General features: G+C 72.5%; 21 protein-coding genes. 12 read left to right on the top strand and 9 right to left on the bottom strand.

The annotated features are described in order from the left end of the window. The first annotated feature begins 32 nt into the window (after positions 1 to 32). A complete protein-coding gene (locus RM704_RS28120; RefSeq protein ID WP_033527310.1) occupies positions 33 to 698 on the top strand; it encodes an HAD family hydrolase in 666 nt (221 codons plus the stop codon). 150 nt (positions 699 to 848) lie between these two features. Here RM704_RS28120 and RM704_RS28115 read toward each other — a convergent pair whose 3' ends face one another. Continuing rightward, positions 849 to 1793 (bottom strand): NAD(P)-dependent oxidoreductase, encoded by a 945-nt coding sequence (locus RM704_RS28115; protein WP_033527311.1) that lies wholly within the window; start codon positions 1791 to 1793, stop codon positions 849 to 851. Between the two features lie 69 nt (positions 1794 to 1862). Here RM704_RS28115 and RM704_RS28110 point away from each other — a divergent pair, with 69 nt between their 5' ends. Both RM704_RS28110 and RM704_RS28105 read left to right on the top strand, forming a co-directional pair. Next, complete coding sequence (locus RM704_RS28110) at positions 1863 to 2225, top strand: winged helix-turn-helix transcriptional regulator (protein WP_033527312.1); 363 nt, start codon at positions 1863 to 1865, stop codon at positions 2223 to 2225. Between the two features lie 138 nt (positions 2226 to 2363). Then, positions 2364 to 2711 carry a DUF6959 family protein gene (locus tag RM704_RS28105; RefSeq protein WP_311591350.1) on the top strand — a complete coding sequence of 116 codons (348 nt, stop codon included), beginning with the start codon at positions 2364 to 2366 and terminating at the stop codon, positions 2709 to 2711. Between the two features lie 303 nt (positions 2712 to 3014). Here RM704_RS28105 and RM704_RS28100 read toward each other — a convergent pair whose 3' ends face one another. Together RM704_RS28100 and RM704_RS28095 are read right to left on the bottom strand one after the other, a co-directional pair. Further along, positions 3015 to 3335, bottom strand: coding sequence for an antibiotic biosynthesis monooxygenase family protein (locus tag RM704_RS28100; RefSeq protein WP_033527313.1), 321 nt, complete (start codon positions 3333 to 3335; stop codon positions 3015 to 3017). A 52-nt stretch (positions 3336 to 3387) separates the two neighbouring features. Next, the gene (locus RM704_RS28095) at positions 3388 to 3624 is read right to left on the bottom strand and encodes a peptidoglycan-binding domain-containing protein (RefSeq protein WP_311591349.1); all 237 of its coding nucleotides are present in this window, start codon (positions 3622 to 3624) and stop codon (positions 3388 to 3390) included. Here RM704_RS28095 and RM704_RS28090 point away from each other — a divergent pair. Together RM704_RS28090 and RM704_RS28085 are read left to right on the top strand one after the other, a co-directional pair. Further along, positions 3614 to 4351, top strand: a complete 738-nt coding sequence (locus RM704_RS28090; RefSeq protein ID WP_311591348.1) for a hypothetical protein — start codon at positions 3614 to 3616, stop codon at positions 4349 to 4351. The genes RM704_RS28095 and RM704_RS28090 overlap by 11 nt on opposite strands. A gap of 371 nt (positions 4352 to 4722) precedes the next feature. Beyond that, complete coding sequence (locus RM704_RS28085) at positions 4723 to 6963, top strand: MDR family MFS transporter (protein WP_033527315.1); 2241 nt, start codon at positions 4723 to 4725, stop codon at positions 6961 to 6963. Here RM704_RS28085 and RM704_RS28080 read toward each other — a convergent pair. Further along, positions 6929 to 7504 (bottom strand): GNAT family N-acetyltransferase, encoded by a 576-nt coding sequence (locus RM704_RS28080; RefSeq protein WP_107072287.1) that lies wholly within the window; start codon positions 7502 to 7504, stop codon positions 6929 to 6931. The genes RM704_RS28085 and RM704_RS28080 overlap by 35 nt on opposite strands. 222 nt (positions 7505 to 7726) lie before the next feature. On the opposite strand from RM704_RS28080, the gene RM704_RS28075 reads away from it, so the two are divergent. Together RM704_RS28075 and RM704_RS28070 are read left to right on the top strand one after the other, a co-directional pair. Then, positions 7727 to 8479 carry a hypothetical protein gene (locus RM704_RS28075; protein WP_033527317.1) on the top strand — a complete coding sequence of 251 codons (753 nt, stop codon included), beginning with the start codon at positions 7727 to 7729 and terminating at the stop codon, positions 8477 to 8479. Positions 8480 to 8484: 5 nt separating this feature from the next. Next, positions 8485 to 9084, top strand: a complete 600-nt coding sequence (locus tag RM704_RS28070) for a hypothetical protein (protein WP_033527318.1) — start codon at positions 8485 to 8487, stop codon at positions 9082 to 9084. 111 nt (positions 9085 to 9195) lie between these two features. Here RM704_RS28070 and RM704_RS28065 read toward each other — a convergent pair whose 3' ends face one another. Both RM704_RS28065 and RM704_RS28060 read right to left on the bottom strand, forming a co-directional pair. Continuing rightward, the gene (locus tag RM704_RS28065) at positions 9196 to 11856 is read right to left on the bottom strand and encodes an NACHT domain-containing protein (protein WP_078937114.1); all 2661 of its coding nucleotides are present in this window, start codon (positions 11854 to 11856) and stop codon (positions 9196 to 9198) included. A gap of 97 nt (positions 11857 to 11953) precedes the next feature. Next, positions 11954 to 12373, bottom strand: a complete 420-nt coding sequence (locus tag RM704_RS28060) for a DnaJ family domain-containing protein (RefSeq protein ID WP_033527319.1) — start codon at positions 12371 to 12373, stop codon at positions 11954 to 11956. 118 nt (positions 12374 to 12491) lie between these two features. Between RM704_RS28060 and RM704_RS28055 the strand changes: the two genes are divergently transcribed. Further along, entirely contained in the window at positions 12492 to 12887 is a 396-nt protein-coding gene (locus RM704_RS28055) for an FHA domain-containing protein (protein WP_033527320.1), read from the top strand. A 45-nt stretch (positions 12888 to 12932) separates the two neighbouring features. Here the strand turns inward: RM704_RS28055 and RM704_RS28050 are convergent, their stop codons facing one another. Both RM704_RS28050 and RM704_RS28045 read right to left on the bottom strand, forming a co-directional pair. Beyond that, a complete protein-coding gene (locus RM704_RS28050) occupies positions 12933 to 13604 on the bottom strand; it encodes an O-methyltransferase (RefSeq protein ID WP_033527321.1) in 672 nt (223 codons plus the stop codon). 111 nt (positions 13605 to 13715) lie between these two features. Then, positions 13716 to 15077 (bottom strand): DUF2330 domain-containing protein, encoded by a 1362-nt coding sequence (locus RM704_RS28045; protein ID WP_078937115.1) that lies wholly within the window; start codon positions 15075 to 15077, stop codon positions 13716 to 13718. A 272-nt stretch (positions 15078 to 15349) separates the two neighbouring features. On the opposite strand from RM704_RS28045, the gene RM704_RS28040 reads away from it, so the two are divergent. Beyond that, positions 15350 to 17380 carry a bifunctional glycosyltransferase 87/phosphatase PAP2 family protein gene (locus RM704_RS28040; protein ID WP_033527323.1) on the top strand — a complete coding sequence of 677 codons (2031 nt, stop codon included), beginning with the start codon at positions 15350 to 15352 and terminating at the stop codon, positions 17378 to 17380. A 5-nt stretch (positions 17381 to 17385) separates the two neighbouring features. Further along, positions 17386 to 17865 (top strand): hypothetical protein, encoded by a 480-nt coding sequence (locus tag RM704_RS28035; RefSeq protein ID WP_157856693.1) that lies wholly within the window; start codon positions 17386 to 17388, stop codon positions 17863 to 17865. Between the two features lie 84 nt (positions 17866 to 17949). On the opposite strand, the gene RM704_RS28030 is transcribed toward RM704_RS28035, so the two are convergent. Then, the gene (locus RM704_RS28030) at positions 17950 to 19185 is read right to left on the bottom strand and encodes a cytochrome P450 (RefSeq protein ID WP_033527325.1); all 1236 of its coding nucleotides are present in this window, start codon (positions 19183 to 19185) and stop codon (positions 17950 to 17952) included. Between the two features lie 235 nt (positions 19186 to 19420). On the opposite strand from RM704_RS28030, the gene RM704_RS28025 reads away from it, so the two are divergent. Beyond that, positions 19421 to 20590: a steroid 3-ketoacyl-CoA thiolase gene (locus tag RM704_RS28025; RefSeq protein ID WP_033527326.1), complete on the top strand. Its 1170-nt coding sequence runs from the start codon at positions 19421 to 19423 to the stop codon at positions 20588 to 20590. A 293-nt stretch (positions 20591 to 20883) separates the two neighbouring features. Then, positions 20884 to 24696, top strand: coding sequence for an nSTAND1 domain-containing NTPase (locus RM704_RS28020; RefSeq protein WP_033527327.1), 3813 nt, complete (start codon positions 20884 to 20886; stop codon positions 24694 to 24696). Positions 24697 to 24802: the final 106 nt, after the last annotated feature.

Raw genomic sequence — 24802 nt, 5'->3', positions numbered from 1 at the left:
GCGGCCCCCTTTTTCGCGCCTTGGAGCTGCTGATGACGGCCACGACCGTTCTGACCGCCCGCGCCCTCCTGCTGGACATGGACGGCACCCTCGTCAACTCGGACGCCGCCGTCGAACGCGTCTGGCGGCGCTGGGCCGAGCGGAACGGGCTGGACGGCACCGAGATCATGAAGGTGGTCCACGGCCGCCAGGGGTACGCCACGATGGCCGTCCTGCTGCCGGACCGGCCCATGGAGCAGAACCTCGCGGACAACGCGCGGATGCTGGCCGAGGAGACCGCCGACGTGGACGGCGTCGTCCCGATACCCGGCGCGCCCGAGTTCCTCGCCTCCCTCGTCGCCGGCGGTGTGCCGCACGCCCTCGTGACCTCGGCGGATGTCGCGCTGTCCACGGCACGGATGGGCGCGGCCGGGCTGGCGCTGCCCGAGGTGCGCATCACCGCCGAGTCCGTCGGCGCGAGCAAGCCGGACCCCGAGGGCTTTCTGAAGGGTGCCGCCGAACTGGGCGTCGCGCCCGAGGACTGCGTCGTGTTCGAGGACTCCGAGGCGGGGATCCGGGCCGGGCGCGCCGCGGGGATGCGGGTCGTGGGGGTCGGGGAGCGGGCCCGGTCCCATGGGCCGGACGTCGTGGTGCCGGACCTGACCACGCTGCGGGTAGAGGTCGCAGCGGATGGTCTGATCCGGCTCACGGTGGGTTGAGGTGCGTGGGGGCGCTGTGGGGGTGGTGGGCGTCGTCGGGCGCGCCCTGCGGTCGGTGTAGCCCTGTAGTCGGTGTAGTCGGTGTAGTCGGTGTAGTCGGTGTAGTCGGTGTAGTTGGTCGCGCCCTGGGGTCGATTGAGGCTTTCGGTGTCAGCGGCGGTCGTCGAGTACCTCCGTCAGTCTGGTGAAGCCGTCGGTGCCGTGGCCCTGGGCGATGGCGCGGCGGACGAAGCCTTCGGCCGACCGCATGACGCTCGCGTCGATGCCATGGGACTCGGAGACCTCGACGATGTGGGTCATGGTCGACAACGCCGAGGTGAGCGGGTTGCCCTCGCCCGAGTGCCGGCCGCTGTCGACCTCCTTCGCGCCCTCTTCGAAGAGCGGCGGCAGGATCGCGGCGATCCCCTGGGCGAACGGGGTCAACTCCTGTGCGCTGACACCCTCCGCCCGGGCCAGCGCCAGGGCATGGGTGTAACCGGCGATCGCGGTCCAGAAGAGGTCGAGCAGCGCGACGTCGTACGTGGCCGCCCGGCCGATGTCCTCCCCCAGGTGCGTGTGGGTGCCGCCCAGCGCGTCCAGTACGGGCCGGTGGGCGCGGTGCAGCTCCGTGTCGCCGCTGTAGAGGAACACGCCGTCCGGGGTGCCGATGGTGGGCGTCGGCGTCATGATCGCCCCGTCCAGGTAACCGACGCCGTGCTCGGCCGCCCACGCGGCGGTGTCCCGGGCCCGGCGCGGGGTGTCGGCGGTCAGATTGACCACCGTGCGGCCCTTGAGGGCCTCGGTGACCGCCGGGGTGCGCAGTATCGCGTCCGAGGCGTCGTAGTTGACCACGCAGACGACGGTCAGCGGGCTCGCGGCCACCGCCTCCGCGGCAGACCCGGCGCCGATCGCGCCGCGCGCCACCAGTTCCCCGTCCCGGCCCGGCGTACGGTTCCAGACCGTGGTCCGCAGCCCGGCGTCCAGGAAGGCGCCGGCGAGGGCCCGGCCCATCGGGCCCAGGCCGAGTACGGTGACGGTGGGAGCGGGGGTGGTGCCGCCGGCCGCGCCGGACGGGGCGGGGGTGGTGGCCGTGTGCTGTTCGGTGTGTGCGGGCATGACTCGGTAACTCCTGTGGAGAATGGGTCAGTTCGTGGAATCGCGACTGATGGGGCTGGGGGAGCGGGAATGAGGCGCAGGCGTGCCCAGGACGCGAGTGTGTGCGGGGTGACCGCGGCGATCGCCGTGATCGAGGGGAAGTGGAAGACGTCGTTGCTCTGGCTGCTGGAGTCCGGCCCGCACCGTCCGGGTGAGCTGCGCCGGCTGCTGCCTGGGCTCAGCGAGAAGGTGCTGACGCAGGCGCTTCGCGAGATGGAGACGGACGGGCTCGTGCACCGGGAGGTGCACGATGTGCTGCCACTGAAGACCGTCTACTCCCTGACCCCGTTCGGCCGCGAACTCTCCGAGGCGCTGGGGCCCTTGTCGGACTGGGGGCACCGACGCCTGGAGACACTCAGCGGAGCCTCGCAGCCGGCGACGTCATCGTCGTAGCCTCGCTGTCACGTCATCGTCTGGTCATCGTCTCGTCTTCCGTCCCCGCTCGGTGGTGCGCCCCGTCGGCCGCTCCCTCACCACAAGGATCGTCCGACACCGCCCGGCCGCCAAGTACCCACAAAAAGGTGGGTACTTATGGCTTCCGGTCGCGCAGCCGCAGTGCTTACGCCGGACAACGGCGTCGAGTTGGGGTGGGATGACTGGATGGAACGCATCGAGGCCGAGCTGTTCACGGATCCAGGTAACGACGCGGTCGTCCGCCTGCCCCCGCGCAGGTTTCCGGGCGTGCTGATCCAGGGAGATTCCCTGTCGATTCTCCGCGCCGACGTCGCCGGAATCGTGGAAGCCTGCGACCAGGGCGACATCGTCGAAGCGCGAGAGACCGCGGCGCTCGTCCTCTCCGGCCTCGATGAGCTGTTGGCTCGCTACACGACGGCCCTCAAGGCCAACGGCATCCCCGTCCCCTTCCACCAGGCGCCCTGATCGGTGTCCCGGGGCCTGTGGCTCATGGGTCGGGGACGGCGGGCGGGTGCGGACCTGGCCGAGAACGGGCGAGCAGGTCGGTGACGAGACCGTGGTGCCCGCGGCGGGCCTGGCGGTCGCGGTGACGCCTGACGGGCGCCCGGCGGGCGCATGCGGTATGGGGCCGGCGGTTCCGGTTTCTCGCCGACCCCGCCCCGTGCGGTCCTCCCGGCGGGTCGAGCCCTCGTCCTGAGGGGGCGGTTCCCCCGCCCGGGTGGCGGCTGTGTGGGCGGGGGCCTTCGCGTGGGGGGGAGTCTGACGGGATCAGGAGTCGGTCTTCGGGCCCGTCTGCTGGAGGACCTCGAAGGTCCAGACGGAGGAGTCGGCGGCGGCCGGCTTCGGGCGGTCGCCGCCCCCCTGGTGGGCCTGCTTCATGGGGCCCTCCATCCACGCCTGGAAGGCAGCCTCGTCGCGCCAGCGGGTGTAGACGAGGTAGTTGTCGGTGCCGTCGACGGGGCGCAGGAGCTCGAACCACTCGAAGCCGTCGGAGCTCTCGACCACCCCGGCGCGGGAAGCGAACCGCTTCTCCAGCGTCTCGCGCTGCTCGGCCGGAACCGTGAGGACGTTGATCTTGACGATGCTCATGACCTCATCCTGCATCACGCACGACGAGGCAGCACCGGCCGACCCCCGTCGGTCACGGCTCCTTCGTCTCGGACTCCAGGCGCTGCCGGGTCACCAGGCCGTAGACGCCCGGCTCCTCCTTGTCCTTCGTGATGCCGCGGGTGTTCTGGTAGACGAGGACGGCCTGTTCGACCTGTTCGTCGAAGTTCTGGTCGATGTCACCGGTGTAGATGCCCAACTGGCGCAGCCGGAGCTGGAGTTCGGTGACCTCGGGGTCGTCGTCGCCGAGGCGGAGCGTCTTGGGGACCACCAGTCGGCTGTCGTCCGCCTCGTTCGCGCCGGCGGCCGAGGAGCCCGTGGAGGCGCCCGCGCTCGGCGCGCTCTGCTCGGGGGCCGGCGACACGGACGGCGACGGCGGGCCCGACGGCTCCGAGGGTGACGGAGAGGGCGACGGGTTCTTCGTGGGGCTCGGCGACCCCGCGCCGCCGCTCGTCGGCGCGGGTGCGGCCACCCCGCCCCCGCCGCCCTCTCCGGACGGCTCGACCGGCGACGCCTCCCCGTCGGGTGACGTGTCCGGCACGCTCGCCCGTAGGTCGTCGGGCAGCGCGCGGTCCCGCTCGGGGGCCTCGTACGAGAACAGCCCGCTCGCGAACCCGGCGGCGGCCATCACTCCGGCGGCGGCTGTCCCGGCGAGGGCGACCATCAGCCCCGTACGCCGACGGCGCCGGCCCCGGGGACGCCCTGCCGAGGGTGCGGCGGTGGCGGAGGAGGGGGAGAAGGCGGAGGTGAAGGGGGTCGCGGGCGCCGCCGAGGTCGCGGGGCCGGAGAGGGACCGCCGTCCGGGTGACGCGCCCGGCGCGGTCGCGGTCGTCGCCGCCGGCGCCGTGGTCATCGGCGCCGTGGTCGTCGACGCCGTGGTCGTCGGCATCGCGATCGTCGGCGTCCGGTCGGGGCCGGGGACTACGGGGGCTCCGGGGGTGTCGGAGTGCTGCGAGGCGCCTGGGGGGACGTCGTTCTCGTCGCCCAGTTCCACGTAAGGGCGTATCCGGAGGGGGTCGAAATCCTCCGCGGCCGCCGCCTCGGCCGAACGGGTCTCTAGCAGGGCCTCGGACGCGCGGCGGCCGCACGCGCAGGACGGCGTGCCGTCCGAGGCCCGGGGTGTGAAGCACTCCGGGCATATGTGACTGGTCGGTTCACTCACGTGTCGTTCCTCCCCGCGAAGACTCCAGAGTTTAAGCAAAAGGTCGACACAGAATCTCCCAGGCGCCCCGGGAATCACGGGTTCCGGAAAGCCTCGACAGGCCATAACCGGTCACACCGACCACCATGGAACGGACATGGAGGAAGAGGAAGAAGGAGAGGAGACTGAGGGCGCTGTACGAGGCTCTCGGGTCCTCAGGAGGTCCGCATGACCGACGACACCAGTCGCGAGCCCGCGCACGAGCCCACGCAGGGGCCCACGCAAGGGCCGTCCCGTGGGCCCGGCCCCGCCGGCACCCCCGTCGGCGTCCCCGCCGGACGCACACCCCCGCCCGGCCCCCGTGGTCACGGCGTTCCCACCTCCGAGCGGGTGCCCGGTGGGGTGATGGTCTCCATCGGGGCCCTGCTGCTGGGGATGCTGCTGGCCGCGTTGGACCAGACGATCGTGTCGACGGCCCTGCCGACGATCGTGAGCGACCTCGGCGGGCTGGAGCATCTGTCGTGGGTGGTCACCGCGTACATGCTGGCGGCGACGGCGGCCACCCCGCTGTGGGGCAAGCTGGGGGACCAGTACGGCCGGAAGCGGCTGTTCCAGACGGCGATCGTGATTTTTCTCATCGGGTCGGCGTTGTGTGGAGCGGCCCAGAACATGCCCCAGTTGATCGGGTTCCGCGCGCTGCAGGGCCTCGGCGGCGGCGGACTCATGGTGTTGTCGATGGCCATCGTCGGGGACTTGGTCCCGCCGCGCGAACGCGGGCGCTACCAGGGGCTGTTCGGCGCGGTCTTCGGTGCGACGAGTGTGCTCGGGCCGCTGCTGGGCGGCCTGTTCACCGAACACCTCAGCTGGCGTTGGGTGTTCTACGTCAACCTGCCCGTCGGAGCGGTCGCGCTGGTCGTCATCGCCGCCGTGCTGCGCATCCCGCGCCGGTCCGAGCGGCATGTCATCGACTACCTCGGGACCTTCCTGATCGCCTCCGTGGCCACCTGCCTGGTCCTGGTCGCCTCCCTCGGCGGCACCACCTGGGACTGGAACTCGCCGCAGATCATCGGCCTCTCCGTGCTGGCCGTGCTGCTGGTCGCCGCCTTCGTCGCCGCCGAGCGGCGGGCCGCCGAACCCGTCCTCCCGCTCAAGCTGTTCCGCGTCCGCACCTTCACCCTGTCCGCCGTGATCAGCTTCGTCGTCGGGTTCGCGATGTTCGGCGCGATGACCTACCTGCCGACGTTCCTGCAGGTCGTGCATGGCATCTCGCCGACCATGTCCGGCGTGCACATGCTGCCGATGGTGTTCGGGCTGCTGTTGTCCTCGACGGTCTCCGGACAGATCGTCAGCCGTACGGGTCGCTGGAAGGTGTTCCCCCTCGCCGGCACGGCCGTCACCACGCTGGGACTGCTGCTTCTGCACCAGTTGGACGCGAACAGCGGCGACGGTGAGATGAGCGCGTACCTCTTCGTCTTCGGGGCCGGGCTCGGCCTCGTCATGCAGGTCCTCGTCCTCATCGTGCAGAACGCCGTCTCCTACGAGGACCTCGGCGTCGCCACCTCCGGCGCGACCTTCTTCCGGTCCATCGGCGCCTCGTTCGGCGTAGCCGTCTTCGGTACGGTCTTCGCCGGGCACCTCGGCGAGAAGCTCACCGACGCGCTCGACGGGGCCGCGCTGCCCTCCGGCGTCACGGTGGAGGGGCTGAAGGCCGACCCGCGCGAGATCGCCGAACTCCCCGCCGCGCTGCGCCCGCCCGTCCTCGACGCGTACGCCTCCTCCATCACGGACGTCTTCGTCTACGCGGCCCCGGTCGCCCTCCTCGGCTTCGTCCTCGCCTGGTTCCTGCGCGAGGACCGGCTGCGGGCGTCCGTGACGGCGCCGGACGCCACCGAGACGCTGGCCAGCAACCCGGTCGAGCGGTCGTCGTACGACGAGGTGTGCCGGGCGTTGTCGGTGCTCGGGTCCCGGGAGGGCCGCCGGGAGATCTACCGGAAGATCACCGCACGGGCCGGTTACGACCTGCTGCCAGCCACGAGCTGGCTGCTGCTGCGGATCCGGCGGTACGGCTGGGCCGAACCCGCCGTGCTCGCGGAGCGCAGCACCGTCCCGCTCGACGTGGTCATGGCCGCGACCCGGCAGGTCGAGGAGCGGCGTCTGGCCCGTCGCGACGGCATCGACCTCGTCCTCACCGACACCGGCCGTCAGGCCGCCGACAGGCTCGCCAAGGCCCGCGAGGACTCCCTCGCCGAACTCCTCGGTGACTGGTGGGGCCGCGACCGGCCCACCGACCTCGTCCGCCTCGTCGAGGAACTCAACGCCGAGCTGTGCGGCTCCGACGAGGAACGGCCGCACGCCGAAGGGGCGATCACCCGCCGACAGACCGTCAGGCCGACGTCCTCCGGCTCCCACACACCGCCCACACCGCCCACACCTCCTACGAGTCCCACCTCGCCGTCAGTTCCTTCGTGAACCAGTGGTCCGCGAACTCCTCGTCGTTGTGCGGGGCGCTCTCCGCGTAGCCGAGCCGTGCGTAGAGCGCCCGGGCCTCCACCAGGTCTCCCCGGGTGTCCAGCACGATCCGCTCGGCGCCCAGTGCGCGGGCCGCGTCCTCGGCCGCGGCCACGAGCAGCGCGGCGCCGCCCCTGCCCCGGGCCTCGGTCCGTAGGAAGACCCGCTTCAGCTCGGCCGTCGTGGCGTCCGCCAACCGCACCCCCGCCGTGCCGACCGGCTCGCCCTCGTACCGTGCCACCAGCAGCACCCCGTCCGGCGGTGCGAGGTACTCCCCGGTGTCCGCCGCGATCTCCCGCTCCAGCTCGTCCGGGTCCGTGACATGACCTTCGTGCAGCAGATACCAGCGGTCGCTGACCTCCGTGTAGTACGCCCGCCAGAGGGCCGCGGCGACGGGGGAGTCGTAGGGCTCGGCGGCCACGGACCAGCGGGCGGGAGCCGGCGGGGCGGGGGGCGTCGGTGGGGTGGGCGGCGAAGTCGGCGTGGGCGTCGAACGGGTCATGGCGGTCATTGTCCGGAGCGGGGACGGGCTGCTCGCAAACGATTTACGCCGTCGTCCCGTCCGTCGCCCCGTCCGTCCCTTCGTGCGTCCCGCCGTCCGTCCCGCGTCACGCCGTCGTCCCGCGGACACGCGCTTGCCGTTTGAACGACCGGGTTCGGGCAACCCGGTGCGAAACGGCCCGACGGGGCGAGACGCCCGGGCCGAGGACTCTGGAAGGCATTCATGTCCACAGGATTGATCATCGCTTTGATCGTGATCGTGGCGGTCGTGGTCGTGGTGGCCGCCGTCCTGACCCTGCGCGCCCGTAGGAGCGCGGGTGGCGGCGGTTCGCTGAAGCGGCGTTTCGGACCCGAGTACGACCGGGCCGTGGCCCGCCACGACGGTGACGAGCGGGCCGCTGCCCGGGAGCTCGCGGAGCGGGTGAAGCGGCACGGCTCGCTGGAGAAGCGGCCGCTGCCGAGCGCCGAGCGCGAACGGTACGAGTCGCGCTGGGCCGCCGCCCAGGAGCGCTTCGTCGACTCGCCCCGTGAGGCGGTCGCCGAGGCGGACCGGCTGCTCTCCGAGGTGGCCGCGGCCCGCGGCTTCCCGGAAGAGGGCCGCTACGAGACCCAGTTGGAGGCGCTCTCCGTCCACCACGCCCACCATGTGCAGGGCTACCGCCGGGTGCACCTCGCGGCGCACACCACCGACGGCACCGCACAGGGGCGCGCGGGAGCGGGTGACGCCAACGGCGTCGCCCCCGGCACCGGCACCGAGGACCTGCGCGAGGCCATGATCGAGGCCCGCGCCCTGTTCGAGGACCTGGTGACACCGGACCGCCGGGACGCGCGGGCGGACCGTGACGCCACGGCCGGACACCCGGGCCACCGCGACGGCTCGGTGCGACGCGACGGGCGCGACGGTGCGGCTGCCGACGGCCGCCACCGGTCCCATCTGCCATGGGCGCCGGCCAGGCGCCACGCGAAAGGGAGTTGAGGGGGATGACTGACGACGTGACGAGGGGCGAGGGCATCCGCGAACGCGGTCCGCGTGACACGCGGGAAGCGGACGCGAGGAGCGACGGCACGCGGGCGAGCGGTACCCCCGCGGGCACCCGCGCGGCCGACGCGACCGGCTCGGCGACCGGCTCCGCGATCGGCGGCACCGGCACCGGCGCTCCGCTGGTGGCCGGCCACGAGGAGGGCCGCACCGGCGGTCGTACCGAGCACCGGACGATGGGCGTCCGCGACGAGCCCGGCCGGGGTCGGGGCGAGGACGCCGCCAGGGCTTCCGACGGGGATGGCTCCCGGTCCGCCGGATCTCCTCTGCTGTCCCACGACGAGAGCGACAAGCTGACGCTGCGGATGCAGCACGCGGTCGGCGGGTTCGTCGACGGGCCCCGGTCCGCCGTCGAGGAGGCCGATCACGTCCTGGAGGAGGTCACGGCCCGCTTCACCGACGCGATGACCCGGCGGCGCCGCACCCTCCGCAACTCCTGGGAGACCACCGCCGACGACCGCGCCACCGCGACCGACACCGAACAGCTCCGCCTCGCCCTGCGCGACTACCGTGAGCTGACCGAACGGCTGCTGCGCCTCTGACGGCGACAGCGGCACACGACGAGACCGCGCCCCGGGTCGTGCCCCGGGGCGCGGTCTCCTGTGCGGGACGGGGTGACGGGACGAAGGGGTGGTCGGCCTCGGGCCGCCCCGTCAGACGATGGTCGTGATCTCGAAGCGGGGGTCGGGGCGACCCCCTTCGACCGTGCGCTGTCTGGGGTCCATGCCCACGGTCCGCAGCGTCGGGTGGGCCGCCAGCGCCGACAGGTCCACGGCGGTGAAGCTGCGGTCGAGCAGCAGGGTGTGCAGGTGGGGGAAGGCGGTGAGCCACTCCCAGGTGGGGGTCCGGTCGGCGCGCAGCCACAGGCAGGTGAGGCTCTCCGGGGCGAGGGCGTTCACCAGGTCGTCCGGGGTGAGGTCGTCCCCGATCCGCAGCCGGGGCCGGCCGCCGAGGCGGCTGATCGCGGAGAGCTCGGCCTCGGTGACGATCTCGAAGTAGATGTCGTCGCCGGGGAGCCGGGCGATGACCTCGCTGGCGTACTGCTCGGTGTCGAAGCGGTGCCAGGCCTGGGCGACATGGCTGCGCACGACCGGGTCGGGGTGGTCCGTGTAGCGGGCGAGGACGGGGATCGCCGCGTCGCCGCCGATCAGCGTCGCCGTCCGTACGGTGTGGACGGCGGTGTCGGCCTCCTGGTTCTCCGGGCCGGGGAGCAGTTCGAGGACCACGGGACCCACCTGGGCCAGGTCCTGCGCCTCGGTGTTGTTCCTGGGCGGGATCAGCCGGGCGGCGCGCTCCTCCACCCGGGCGCGGATCGAGGGTTCGAGTTCCGTCGCGTGCTCCAGCGACACCATGGCGAGCAGATGCAGCAGGGTGCGCCGACGGGGGACGGCCACGTCGCCGCGCGTGATGAGCTCGCTCAGCAGGACCGCGCGCTCCTTGGGCCGCGCGTGCGCGATGGCCATCCGGATGACGTCCTCCCACTGGCTGTCCGTGGCGCGCAGCACCAGCAGGGACAGATCCCCCTCCTCCACGGCCGCCTTGGCGCCCAGGTAGTCCTGGAAGGTGCGGTGGACGAAGTCGATCGTGCCGGGCACGGGTTCGCGCAACACCCCGCTGCGCAGCAGCAGATGCCGGAAGACCTGTTGGGCCGTGCCCTGGCTGGCGGCGGCGGACACCGAGGGCAGGGTGTGCGCGATGATCCGCTCCGCCTGGTCGCTGTCGATCTCCGACTTGCCGTTCAGCAGGAACTTGTAGGCGAGCTTCTGCAGCAGTTGGGTCTTCGGTTCCTCGGTGAGGTCGATGCTGTCGGTGAGGCCCATGTTCCGTTCGATGTCACGGCGGGAGAGCAGCATCGACAGGGCGGCGTCGTACAGGTCCTTGCGGGCCCGGGGCAGGAAACCCCGGCGGTCCCGGTGCAGGGCGCAGATCAGGCCGCACATCAGGGGGTTGGTGGCCAGCCGGGACAGATCGCCCTTGGTGCGCACGGCCGCCATCAGCGACTGCTCGTAGCTGTCCAGCAGCTCCCAGTCGGAGGTGTCGCTGGCGCGGGCCGCCGAGTGCCAGCGCCGGATGAAATGGTTGACGTCGGCCTTGCTCATGGGCGCCAGGGAGCCCTCGGTGAACCCCTGGCCGTCCAGCCAGTGTTCCCGTACCGCGGAGGGGCGGGAGGTGATCAGCCACAGGTTGCCGGGGTAGGCGGCGATCAGGTCACGCAGCCACTCCTTGGCCTTCTCCCGGACGGTGGACGGCACTTCGTCCATGCCGTCGACCAGGAGCAGGCCGCGCCCGTCCCGCAGGACCCGGTCGGCCCAGCCGTGGGGCTGGGCGTCGGCGAGGGGATTGCGGGCGGCGGTCAGGAAGCGTCCGGGCGTGGGCAGGTCGTGCCAGGAGTGCGTCAGGGTCCGCAGCGCCAGCACGAACGGGACCCGGCCGGCGAGGGAGGCCAGATGGCCGTCGAGCGTGGTCCCCCGGGCGGCGGTGACCGCCAGCCACTGCACGAGGGTGGTCTTCCCGGACCCCGCGACGCCCCGCAGCAGGACCCGGTCACGTCCGTCCAGTACGTGATCGGCGCGGATCGGCAGCTGGCGGGTGCCGTCGCCGACGCCCAGCTCCAGGCTGAGATATGCCGTGTCCAACGGCCACTGGGCCGGGGAGTTGGTGAAGTCGATGCCGTAGATCGTGAGCGTGCCGTACTTCTCGATGACGTACGCCGCGTACCGCGCCTCGAAGGCGGCGTCCTCGCCGATCCGTGAGGGGGTGCGTTCCAGCAGGAGGTCGATCCGGGTGACGGCCTCGGCGAGCCGGCTGCTCTGGCTGACCAGGGTGCGGGCGACGAACGTCGAGCGCTGGGTGAAGAAGTGCAGGATGTGCAGGCAGGCGACGTCCACCAGGGTGTCGTGCAGCCGGGCGGCGTCGTCGGAGAGGTCGAAGGTCACCCGGGGGTCCGCGTCACGCAGCCGTCTGGCCAGTGCCCGGTGGCCGAGCTGCACCGCCTGGACGTCGTCCATCTCCAGGTCGCCCAGCGCGCTCAGCGTCCGGGCCAGCGCCGTGGCGACGGCCTCCTCCTCGTCGACGGCCACCGGCCGTTCGACCGGGCCGGCCGAACCGACGGCACGCGCGACCAGCTCCGCCGCGACCTTCTGGAGTTCCTTCTCGCCGAGGGTCCGCTTCTCGCCGCGGAACGACACCAGGCCCGAGACCCGCACCGGCCGGGAGACGAGACCGGCGCCGGCGCCCTGCTGCACGAAGAGTTTCTTGACCAGGGGAGCGACCACGCTCGACGCCAGGCGAGCACCGACGGCAGCAGCGTCCACACGTACCCCTTCCCCCGATGCCCCACAGCATAGGGACGCCGGGGGCTTCGGGGGAGCGGGTCGGCCGCACCGGTGCCGGGGGGGCCGGGCGGCGGGTTCAGCCCTCCTGGCTCTGCCGTCCCTCCCGGCGCTCTCGCCACTCGCGTACGACCTCATCCACGTCGTACGGCTTCAGGCCGAGCGGTGGTCCCGGTGGGGGCTTGAACATCATGTCGCGGATCTTGGCGTTGATCTCGGTGAGGATCTTGCGGACGACGCGTTCGGAAGGGGCCTCGGCGGCGGTCGCGAGAGCGTCCTCGGCCTCCTTGCGCAGGGCCAGCGTCGGGGGCAGGACGGACATGCCCTCACGGGCCATCTTCCGCTTGATCCACCACAGCTCGTCGTACGTGGTGTCGTCGCCCTCCAGGGGCCGGCCGACGCCCGGGAGGCTCTTGAAGTCGCCGCGCGCCTCGGCGTCGCGAATCTGTTTGTCGACGAAGGACTCGAAGCTGACACCGGGGGGCTTTCGCTCGGTCATGCGTCCATTGTGCCGGAGCCCGCACAACAGGACGATCCGGCGAATTATCATGCGGCGGCGGCGCGCCAAACGCGCCGTGCGCAGCGACAATCGGAGTTTGACCCGTTAGGAGCGGTACGTGCTCGAACTCACCATGGCCTCGGTCTCCGAGGCGGACGCCGGGGCGACGGCCGGCATGCAGATGGCCGACGCGCCCAGCGAGCCGGGCGGCGTGCTCCGGGTGGGCCGCGATCGGGCGGTGTGCCGGCTCGCGACACCGGACGACTGGCTCTTCGTCTCCCGCGTGCATCTGGAGTTCCTGTGCGCCCCCGACGGGAGCTGGCAGGTCACCTGGCTGCGCGGCTCGCACGCCGACCCGTCCTCCGAGGTGCGGCTGACCCTGCTCGGCCACCAGCCCTCGCCGCTCCCGTACGGCGGTACCGCGAAGCTCCCGCACGGCGGCTCCGGTGAGCTCGTCATCTACGACCGCACGGGCCCCCGCAGCGTCAACGTGGGCTTCTACCACGAGGCCTGACGACGCCGAGGGCCTTCGCACCCTCCGGCGCCGTCAGGCCGCGGTTCAGTCGAGCACCCGGGCCAGCGCGAAGCCGTCGTAGCCCTTGCTGCCCACGGTCTGGAGTGCCGTGCCGCTCAACCTCGGGTGCGTGGCGATGAGTTCGATGGCGGCCCGGGTCCCGCGGACGTCCGGTTCTGTGCTGTCGGCGTCGGCGACCCGGCCGCCGCGTACGACGTTGTCGACGACGATGACGCTGCCGGCCCGGGTGAGCTTGAGGGCCCACTCCACGTAGTGCGGGTTGTTGGCCTTGTCCGCGTCGATGAAGACCAGGTCGAACGGTTCGGGGTTCTCGTCGGTCAGCTTGGGCAGCGACTCCAGGGCGGGGCCGACCCGTACCTCGACGAGCCCGCCGAGGCCGGCGCGCGCGATGTTGCGGCACGCGACCTCCGCGTGCCGGGCGCTGTACTCCAGGGAGATCAGGCGGCCGTCGGCGGGCAGCGCGCGGGCCAGCCAGATGGTGCTGTAGCCGCCCAGGGTGCCGATCTCCAGGATGCGCCGGGCGCCCTGGATCAGGGCGAGGAGGTGGAGGAACTTGCCCTGGTTGGCGGCGACGTCGATGGCCGGGAGTCCGGCCGCCTCGTTGTCGCGCAGTGCCGCCGCCAAGGCCTCGTCGTTCGGGGCGAGGTGGGTGCTGAAGTAGGCGTCGACGTCGTCCCAGGTCCGTGACTCGCTCATGAAGCTGTGCCTCCGCGCCTTCCGTCGGGTAATTACTTAGAACAGCTAAGTAGGTGCGCTAATGAATATAGGCGCGGGGCATGCTCTCTGTCAGCGGTTACCGGACGTGTTTCAGCCGTTCGGTGCGGACTTGGGGCCGGCCGGGGCCTCGGGTGCCGGCGGCTGGGCCCCCGGCGGCATCGGAGCCCCGGGCGGCACCGGAGCTCCCGGCGGTATGTGCGCCCCGGGCGGGTAGGCGCCCGGGGCCCCCTGCGGGTAGGCGCCCGGCGTCCCCGGCGGGTAGGTGCCCGGCGGCATGAAGACCGCGCCCGGCGGGGGTACGGGCGGCAGTTGCCGCTTGGTGTTGCGTCTGAGCACGATCGCGACGGCCACCGCCTTGATCGCCAGCACGGCCATGCCGATGCCGAAGGACAGCAGCCAGCCGGGGATGCCCCATACGGTCCACATCTCGTCCACGTGGATGACCTCTCGATAGGTGTCGTCGGCCGCGGCCCGCCGCAGCGTGTGGTCGCCGGAGATCCGCTCCGGCCGCGGGAAGTCCTGCTCGACGGCGGTGAGGAAGTCCGTGCCGCCCTCGGTCAGGTCGCCGAGCGTGCCGGCCGGTGCGCCGAGACGGCCGGCGAACGTCACCTCCGGCTCGTCCCCGCCGATCGCCGAGCCCGGTTCCATCCGGTGCTCGGCGAGCACGTACAGGCCGAGCGCCTGCGGCGTGGCGGCCAGGCGCGAGAGCCGCATCGGGTAGACCGGCTCGTCGCTGGCGAAGGTGAGGTGGAGCGGGTCGAGGGTGCCGGAGAGCGGGGCGGCGTCGGCCGGGTCCTCCGGCGCCAGCCGGATCGCCACGTACTCCCACTGCTGCCGGACGTACGGCTCCAGCGCCGTGTCCAGGCGGTCCGGGAGCCGGAAGCCGTTCTCGTCCAGCCAGTCGCCGAGCGCACCGGAGTCGGTGGCGGTCAGCCGGGCCACGTCGAACGGGCCGAGCCGCTCACGGCCGACGACGTCCACCGAGGACCGCGGGGCGCCGGGCGCGGCGTCCCCCGTCATGCCGTCGCCCTCGAACATGTCGAACGGCCAGTCGCCCGAGCGTGGCCAGAAGTACTCACGCCTCTCGTACACGGGCGCGGTCTCCTCGTCGAGCTGGTCGAAGAGGGCCGCGTCGCCCAGCTCCACCGTCGCCCGGTTCGGCACCGGCATGATCCACGCGGCCGTCCGGGCGTCGCCGGAGACCGTCAGACTCATCACGATCTGTTCCTCGCGGCCGTCCCAGCGCACCACGGACCGCTCGCGGCTCACCCGCACGCTCCGCTCGTCGTCCGGCACCATCGCGCCGCAGCCGCAGGCGTACGCCGGTGCCACGAGCGACGCCAACTGAAGCCCCAGCAGCGCCAGCACGACCACCACAAGCCGTCCGCGTACGTCGCGCCCCCCGCGCGCCCTCTGTGCCGGACGCGCGCGCCCCCGTACGAAACCCTTCATCCCCCGTGCCCTTTCGCCACCCGCTGACGTGCCGTACCGCTCGGAGCCATGGTTCCAGGTGTTTGTCAGTGGCCTGTCACCAGCGGGCCCGCGATGCGCATCCGTCGGGCCGCGTCGTGCCCTTGAGCGGGCGGGCGGCCTTCCGCCCACTATCGTCATCCGGACAAAACAGGGGCGACTCTCAGGTGAAGTCGGGGTTGCCCGCGTCTCACCGTCGGGACAGTGCGAGCCTTCTCGGTGGGACGGTCGACGGGGCGGGAGGACGACAGCGCGTGGCGACGGAGCAGAGCAGACCGGGCGGTGCCGCGGGTACGGGTGCGACGGCGGCGCGGCTGGGGGCCCTGCGGGCCGTGCTGTGGCTGGTCGCCGGCATCCTGGCGGTGCGTCAGATCGCGGTCGTGCTCCACTCGCCCAAGGGCGAGCGGCTGACGGACCTGGAGACCTGGGTCGGGCCCAGCGGCGTCCTCCATGTGAACGGCTCGCTCTACGACTCGACGCGGTTCACCGGCACCCCCTTCGGCGGCCTCGTCCTCAAGCCCCTCACCCGTACGGCCGAACAGGCCCTCGGCTGGGGCTGGACCTTCGGCACCCTCCTGCTGGTCGTCGCCCTCGGCCTGGTCGCCGCCCGCGCCCTGCCCCAGCCCGTCACCCGCCGCACCGCCCTGCTCGCGGCGCCCGTCGCGGTCACCCTGCTGATGCTGTCGTTGCCGGTGCGCAACACCCTCTACCTGGGCCAGACCAGCATCATCCCCGTCCTGCTCGTGCTGGCGGGCTGCTTCGCGGTCCGGGGGGAGCGCACCAGCGGGGCCTTCATAGGGCTCGCCGCGGCCTTCCAGCCGACCGTGCTGCTGTTCGTGCCGCTGTTGTGGTTCACCGGCCGCAGGCGAGCCGCCGCGAGCACCGGGATCACGTTCGCCGGGGCCACCGCGCTGGCCTGGGCGGCGATGCCGCACGACTCGTTCACCTACTGGGTGCACCACCTCGCGGGCGTCGGCCTCGGCGGCCGGGCGGACGACCTCGCCAACCAGTCCCTGCACGGCGCGCTGCTCCGGCTCGGACTGGAAGGCCCGCTGGAGATCGTCGTCTTCTTCGCGCTGGCCGTCGCCGTCGCCGTGGCCGGTACGCGGCGGGCCATCCACTACGCCCGCGACGGACAGTTGCTGCTCGCCGTCGCGATCACCGGCTGTGTCGTGGTCGCCGTCTCCCCGACGTCCTGGAAGCACCAGCTGCTGTGGGTGCTGCTCGCGGTCGTCGGCCGGGTCGGCACGAAGGCGTCCTCGCGGTACGTGTGGCCGGTCGCGGTCGTCCTGGTGATGACCCTGCCGGCGAAGATGATGGTCCCGAACGTGGACGTCCTGCACCCGGCCCGTGACAACGTGGTCCTGCTGGCCGCGCTCGCCGCCGCCCTCGTCGTGCCGTTCCTCTCCCGCACCTCGGAGTACTACCGGGCGCCGATCCCCACGGAGTACGCCCCGAGGGCGGAGACCCGCTTCAGCTGGGCCCCGCTGTTGCGCCGGGTGGCCACCCGGCCGAACCTGCTCCTCGAACTGCTGCTGATCCGCGTCACGTACGCGGCCTACCAGCGCACCCGCCTGGAGGCGACCGCCAGCCGGGCCACCGCCGAGGAGCACGCCCGGCAGATCCTCTCCGCCGAGAAGGCCCTGTTCCTCGACATCGAGCACTGGTTCAACCATGCCGTGGTCCGGATCGACTGGCTGCGGGACTTCTTCGACTTCTACTACACGTCGTTCCACTTCGTCGTCCCGCTGAGCGTCCTCGGCGTCCTCTACTGGCGCCGCCCCGCCGACTACCGCTGGGCCCGCACGGCCATCGGCTTCACCACGGTCCTCGCGCTCGTCGGTTTCTTCTTCTACCCCCTGGCGCCGCCGCGGCTGATGCCCGGCCTCGGCATCATCGACACCATCCACGGCGTCCAGGACTTCTCCCGGCCGGACTACGGCAAGCTGACCGAACTCACCAACCAGTACGCGGCGATGCCGTCCCTGCACTTCGGCTGGTCCCTGTGGTGCGGGCTCACGATCGCGATCGTCGCCCCCAGGGTGTGGATGAAGGTCCTCGGTCTGCTGCATCCCTTCTTCACGGTCCTGGCGATCGTCGCGACCGGCAACCACTGGATCCTCGACGCCGTCGGCGGCGCGGCCGTCGTGGGCGCCGGCTTCGGCCTCACCTACCTCCTGACCGGGCCCCGCACGGACACGGTCCGCGAGGACGACGGGGGACCGCGCGACGGAGCCCGGCCGGACGGCGGGCTCACCTCGGCCGGGCGGCGCAAGAGCGGGTGACGGCGGTGGACTCCCTGCGCGAGGCCCTCTGCTGGAGGGGGCCGGTCTCGGTGAACGTGTTCGTCCTGGGGGCCGGCTGGACGCCCCTGCCGAAGGAGGCCTTCCACCTCGCCGGGCTCGTGCCCGACGCCGTGTCGGCGTTCCCGCTGAGGGAGCCGCCGCCGGCCGTGGCGCGGCTCGGGCTCGTCTCGTACGACCTCGACTTCGAGGACGACTCGCTCGATCTCCACGCCTACACGCGGGCGGTCCTCCGCCGGGTCTGCGAGGGCGCGCGGGCCGTCGCCTGGACCGCCTTCGAGGGCTCCTTCCACTACGACGAACTGCTCACCGAGCAGGTGGCCCACCAGGTCTACGGCTACTGCGTGAGCGGCGGCGAGCCGGTCACCGCATGGGACATCACGGCCCTGCGCGGCGCTCGGTGGCGCTCCCGCGTCGCGGAGGCCCGCGTCGCCCTGGAGACACTGCTGTCCGCTTCCCTGGGCTGACCGGGGCCGACCGGGCCGGGACGGGGACGGGCCGACGGCGCCGGGAGGCCGTCGGCCCGAGTGCGGGGGTGGGGTCGGATGCCCTCAGCCGGTGGTGACCTGGAGGTGCTTCACCCCGTTGATCCAGGCCGAGCGCAGCCGGTCGGGTTCACCGGCGAGTCTGAGGTCCGGCATCGCGTCGGCGATCGCGTTGAAGATCAGGTCGATCTCCAGGACCGCGAGGGACTTGCCGAGGCAGAAGTGCGGGCCTCCGCCGCCGAACCCGAGGTGGGGGTTGGGGTCGCGGGTGATGTCGAAGGTGTCGGGGTGGTCGAAGACGTCCGGGTCGTGGTTGGCGGAGGCGTAGAAGATGCCGACGCGGTCGCCCTTCTTGATGAGCCTGCCGCCGAGTTCCACGTCCTGGGTGGCGGTGCGCTGGAAGGAGTTGACAGGGGCGGCCCAGCGGACGATCTCCTCGGCAGCCGTCGCGGGGCGCTCGCGCTTGTACAGCTCCCACTGGTCGAGGTGGGTGAGGAAGGCGTGCATGCCGTGGGTGATGGCGTTGCGGGTCGTCTCGTTGCCCGCGACCGCCAGCATCAGCACGAAGAAGCCGAACTCGTCGGAGGTGAGGTTCCCTTCGTCCTCGGCGGCCACCAGCGTGGTGACGATGTCCTTCGCCGGACATTGCTTGCGGTCGGCGGCCATGTTCATGGCGTAGGCGATGAGTTCCATCGCCGACTGCTGGCCGACCTCCTCGGTGATGGCGTACTCCGGGTCGTCGTAGGAGATCATCCGGTTCGACCACTCGAAGATCCGGATGCGGTCCTCCTGCGGGATGCCGATCAGCTCGGCGATGGCCTGGAGGGGGAGTTCGCAGGCGACCTCGGTGACGAAGTCGAAGGGGCCGCGGCGGGAGACGGCCTGGCGGGCGATGGTGAGGGCGCGATGGCGCAGGTTGTCCTCCAGCGCGCGGATCGCCCGCGGGGTGAACACGCGCTGCACGATCTGGCGGACCCGGGTGTGCTCGGGCGGGTCCATGTTCAGCAGGATCAGCCGCTGGGCGTCGATGGCGTCGCGCTCGATGTGCTCGTTGAAGCGGATGATCGCGGTGTTGACCGTCGAGGAGAACAACTCCGGGTGCGTGGAGACGTACTTGACGTCCGCGTGCCGGGTGACGGCCCAGTAGCCCTCGTCCGCGAAGCCCGCGATGCCGGGTGCCTGCGGGACCCAGTGGACCGGTTCCGTGCGGCGCAGTTCGGCGAACTCCGGGAGGGGGACACGGTGGTGCAGCAGGTCGGGGTCGGTGAAGTCGAACCCGTCGGGCAGCGCTGGACAGGGCATCGGCAACTCCTGACGGAGCATCAGATAGAGGGAATTGCGGTGACGGTAGTAACGGGTTCTAGAAGTAGCAAGGGGTGCGGGCTCCTCAATCGGCTGCCAATTGCCGCACGCCCCTTGCGGTGCCGGAGTGCCCCTCCGCAGACTGCTCAAGAGAACTAGAACGCGTACTAGTTCTGCGTGGCGGGCCGGGCCGGGACGCCCCGCGCCGCGCGGGTAACCGTCGAGAGGATTCCCCATGGCCGCGGAACCCGTGATCGTCGAAGCCGTACGCACTCCCATCGGCAGGCGCGGCGGCGCGCTCGCCAACCTGCACCCCGCCTATCTCCTGGGCGAGACCTACCGTGAACTCCTCGGCCGCACCGGCATCCCCGCCGACTGCGTCGAGCAGATCGTCGGCGGCACGGTGACCCACGCCGGCGAACAGTCCATGAACCCCGCGCGCACGGCCTGGCTGACCATGGGCCTGCCGTACGAGACCGCCGCGACCACCGTCGACTGCCAGTGCGGCTCCTCGCAGCAGGCGTCGCACATGGTGGCCAACATGGTGGCGGCCGGGGTCATCGACGTCGGGATCAGCTGCGGGGTCGAGGCGATGTCCCGGGTGCCGCTCGGGTCGGGGTCCAAGCACGGGCCGGGCAAACCGTTCCCGGAGGAGTGGAACGTCGACCTGCCCAACCAGTTCGAGGCGGCGGAACGGATCGCGCGGCACCGGGGGCTCACCCGGCAGGACGTGGACGCGCTCGGGCTGCTCTCCCAGGAGCGGGCCGCCGCCGCGTGGGCCGAGGAGCGGTTCAAGAAGGAGACGTTCGCCGTCCAGGTGCCGACGACCGAGGCGGAGCAGGGGGCCGGGCAGGGCATGTGGCGGCTCGTCGACCACGACGAGGGGCTGCGCGACACCTCGATGGAGGCACTGGCCCGGCTGAAGCCCATCATGCCGACGGCCGTCCACACGGCGGGCAACTCCTCCCAGATCAGCGACGGCGCGGCGGCGATCATGTGGGCGTCCAAGCGGATGGCGCGGGCGCTGAAACTACGGCCGAGGGCACGGATCGTCGCCCAGGCGCTGGTCGGCTCCGACCCCCACTTCCACCTCGACGGGCCGATCGACGCCACCAAGGCCGTGCTGGGGAAGGCCGGGATGACGCTGAGGGACATCGACCTGGTCGAGATCAACGAGGCCTTCGCGTCGGTGGTGCTGAGCTGGGCCCAGGTCTTCGACCAGGACCTGGCGAAGGTGAACGTCAACGGCGGCGCCATCGCCCTCGGGCACCCGGTGGGCGCGACCGGAGCGCGGCTCATCACGACCGCGCTGCACGAACTGGAGCGTGCGGACAAGGAGTTCGCGCTGGTGACGATGTGCGCGGGCGGCGGGCTGGCGACCGGGACGATCATCCAGCGGCTCTGACGGGCGGGGAGGAGAAAGGGCCCTGCTGGTCGTCCCGCGGCCAGCAGGGCCTTCCCCCGTGGCGGCAAGTCCCCCGTGCCGCCGTACTCCCCCGTGGCGGTCGGTCGTGCCGCCCTTTCCCCCGTCGTGCGCGGCCCCCGTACCGCCCACACCACTGATTTCACCGGGTCGGGCATTGTTAGGCAGGGGGGTCGAGGCTGCCAAACAATGGCCGGACGCCATCTCTCCGCTTGGCCGCCGGATGCGTACGTTGGTGGCGGACGGTGTGGGTGTGGTGGGAGGGGAACAGCGCGGTGGCGGGTCGTCGTGAGGTGCCGGTCGATCCGGGGGCCGGGCCGGTACAACGGTTCGCGTTCGAGTTGCGCAAACTGCGGACCGAGGCGGGCGGCCTCACCTACCGGGCGATGGCCGAACGGGCGGGCTACTCGATCACCACCCTCTCCCAGGCCGCGGGCGGCGAGCAGCTGCCCACCCTGCCGGTGGCCCTGGCCTTCGTACGGGCGTGCGGGGGCGACCCGGCGGAGTGGGAGGTCCGGTGGCACCAGGCGGTCGAGGAGGCCGCCGCGTTCGACCCGGACGACGACGCGACGGTCGCGGAGCCGCCGTACCGGGGTCTCGCCCGATTCGAGACCGGTGACAGCGGCCTCTTCTTCGGCCGGGACCGCCTCACCGCCGATCTCGTGGACCTGATGCGCCGCCGACGGTTCGCGGCGGTCTTCGGACCCTCCGGCATCGGCAAGTCCTCCCTCCTGCGCGCCGGTCTGATCCCCGTCCTCCGGGAGTCCGAGGAACCGGGCCTGCGCCCGTCCGCGATCCGGATCCTGACCCCCGGCGATCAACTGGCCCGCACCCACGAGCTGCTGCGGGAGGTGAGCGGCGGTGGCGGCACCGGCGGGGGCACCGGCGGGGGCACCGGCGGGGGTGACACGCTCGTCGTCGTCGACCAGTTCGAGGAGGTCTTCACCCTCTGCCACCACCCCGCCGAACGCGCCCGGTTCATCGACCTGTTGCTCACCGCACGCGAACCGGAGAGCGGGCTGCGGGTGCTGCTGGCGGTGCGCGCGGACTTCTACGGCCGGTGCGCCGAGCACCGCGCGCTGGCCGAGGCGCTCGGCGACGCCAACCTGCTGGCCGGGCCGATGAGTCCGGCCGAGCTGCGCGAGGTCGTCGTCAAGCCGGCCGCCGCCGCCGGACTGACCGTGGAGCGGGCGCTGACCACCCGGCTGGTCGAGGAGATCACCGACGCGCCCGGCGGGCTGCCGCTGCTGTCGCACGTCCTGCTGGAAACCTGGCGGCGCCGCCGGGGCAAGACCCTGACCCTCGCCGGGTACGAGGCGGCCGGCGGGCTGGACGGGGCGATCGCCAAGACCGCCGAGGACGTCCACAGCCGGTTCACCGAGAGCGAGGCGGCCACCGCCCGCCGGGTGCTGCTGCGGCTCATCTCGCCCGGGGACGGCACGCCCGACACCCGCCGGCCCGCCGAACGGGCCGAGCTGGAGACCACGGGCGCCGGACGGGAGGAGGTCGCCCGGGTGCTGGAGGCGCTCACCCGGGCCCGCCTCCTCACCCTCGACGGCCCGACCGTGGACCTCGCCCACGAGGCGCTCATCACCGCCTGGCCCCGGCTGCGCGGCTGGATCGAGGAGGACCGGGACCGGCTGCGCGCCCACCGGCAACTGACCGAGGCCGCCCGTTCCTGGGAGGAGCTGGGCCGCGACGCGGGCGCGCTGTACCGGGGGAGCCGCCTCGCCAGGGCCCGGGAGTACTTCGCGGGGCCGGGTCACACCGACGACCTGACCGACCAGGAGGCCGCCTTCCTCGCGGCCGGACTCGGCGCGCTGGAGCAGGAGGAGCGCGCCGAGGCCCGCACCACCCGCCGGCTGCGCGTCCTCGTCAGCTCGCTGGCCTGCCTCCTCGCCCTCGCCCTGACCGCCACCGCCGTCGCCTACTGGCAACGCCAGAGCGCCCTGGACGCCCAACGCGAAGGTCTCTCCCGCCAGTTGGCCGCGCAGTCCGCCGCCCTGCTGGACAGCGACACCGACCTCGCGTCGCTGCTGGCCATCAAGGCGTACCGCACCAGCCCCACCAGAGAGGCCACCCGGAGTCTGTACGCCGCCGCGGCCGTCCCCCTCGAACGCCGGCTGACCGGACACAGCGCGACCGTGTCCGCGCTGGTCTACAGCCCCGACGGGAAGACCCTCGCCAGCGGCGGCTACGACGGCACGGTACGGCTGTGGGACACGGGGAACGGACGTACCCGGAAGGTGCTCGACGGCCGCGCGGACGCGGACGACCCCGACCTCGTCCGCACCGTGGCCTTCGGCGCGGACGGCAGGACGCTGGCCACGAGCCACGGTGACGACGCGCGGCTGTGGGACCTGGACACCGGACGCGTGCGGGCCACGGTCGCCCTCCGGGATCCCGACGAGGACAACATGGCGGCCGTCGGCTTCGACCGGGCCGGCCGCGCGCTCGCCGTGGCCGAGGGCGGGCAGGTGCTGGACGTGGCCGACGGCGGCGTCGCGACCACCCTGAAGGGCCCCACCGGGCACGAGATGGCGGTGGCGTTCAGCCCCGACGGACGCACCCTCGCCACCAGCACCCGCGACCGCACCGCACAACTCTGGGACCTGGACACCGGAAAAGTGCTCTCCACCCTCAGGAGCGGAACCGGTGTGGTCAGTTCCCTGGCCTTCGACGCGGCGGGGAAGACCCTGGCCACGGGCACCGAGGACGGCACCGTCCACCTGTGGGACGTGGCCGACGGCGGACAGCGGACCACCCTCACCAGCGCCAGCAGCAGGGTCGAGTCCATGGCGTTCGCCCCGGACGGCAGGACCCTGGCCGCCGGCAGCTACGACGGCACGGTACGCCTCTGGGACCTCGCCACCGGCCGTGTCGACACCACCCTCACCGGCCACACCAGCCCCGTCATGTCGGTGGCGTTCGATCCCGACGGGCGCGAACTGGCCACGGGCAACGAGGCCGACACCTTCGGCGGCGGTGACGTCGGGATCCGGCTGTGGAAGGTGGGCGCGAACCGTCCCCGGGCCACGCTGGACGTCCCCGGCGGCGACCTGCAGTCGGTGTCCTACAGCCCCGACGGCGAGACCCTGGCCACCAGCAGCGTCCGGATGTCCGACGACCCCTGGGACATGACCGGCACGGTGCGGCTCTGGGACACGGCCACCCGGCGCACGCGCGCCGTGCTCGACGAGGGGCCGACCCATGTGGGGGAGGTCCGCTTCAGCCCCGACGGCAGGACGCTCGCCCTCACCACCGACTCCCGGGCCCAGCTGTGGGACGTCCGCACCCGCCGGCCGCGGCTCACTCTCCCCGTGCGGTTCGTCAACGGGATGGTGTTCAGCCCGGACGGCCGCACCCTGGTGACCGTGGGCGAGGGCCTGGTCCTGTGGGACCCCCGGACCGGGCGCCCCCGCGCCGAACTCCCCAAGGCCGAGGAGGGCGCGCCGCTCGCGTTCAGCCCCACGGGCGAGTTCTTCGCCACCACCGGGGGCCAGGAGGCGGAGATCCGGCTGCGCGATCCCGCCACCGGACGCGTCCGCCGCACGCTCACGGAACCGGCCGGCAGCGCCACGCCCGCAGGGGCACGGGACGACCCGGCCATGATGTTCCGGCAGGTGGAGTCGATGGCCTTCAGCCCGGACGGCCGCACCCTCGCCTCGGCCGGCTTCGACGGCACGGTACGGCTGTGGGACACCGGCACCGGAGACCTCGACGCCACGCTCAGCGTCAGCCTCCAACAGGGCCCGGTCGCGCTGGCGTTCAGCCCCGACGGCCGGACGCTCGCCACGGCCGGGGACGGCACGGTACGGCTGTGGGACACCACCACCAGGTACGCCCGGGCGACCTTCCCCGGCGTCGCGGCGAGGCTGGCGTTCAGCCCCGACGGCCGCACCCTCGCGGTCGGCGACCACGGCGACCGGCTCCGGCTGTGGGACGTCGACCTGCCCCTGCCCGCGGAGGCGATCGATGACATCTGCCGAGCCGTCCACCGCGACCTCTCCAAGCAGGAGCAGGCGCTCTACCTGCCGGACGGGGAATCCGGGGACGCGTGCGGGGCGGGCACGTCGAGCGGCGGATGAGGCCGATGTCCCACGGTGGCCCAGGGACGCGCCGTCCGACACGAAGACGGCGGCCCCGGGGATCGGGGGCCGCCGCCTTCGGTCTGTGTCGGCGCCATGCCGCGCC

The organism is Streptomyces gottesmaniae (assembly GCF_031845845.1).
GTDB classification, from domain to species: domain Bacteria; phylum Actinomycetota; class Actinomycetes; order Streptomycetales; family Streptomycetaceae; genus Streptomyces; species Streptomyces akebiae.
Note: the sequence above shows the minus strand (reverse complement) of the source record. Positions and strands in the feature narration are given on the sequence as shown.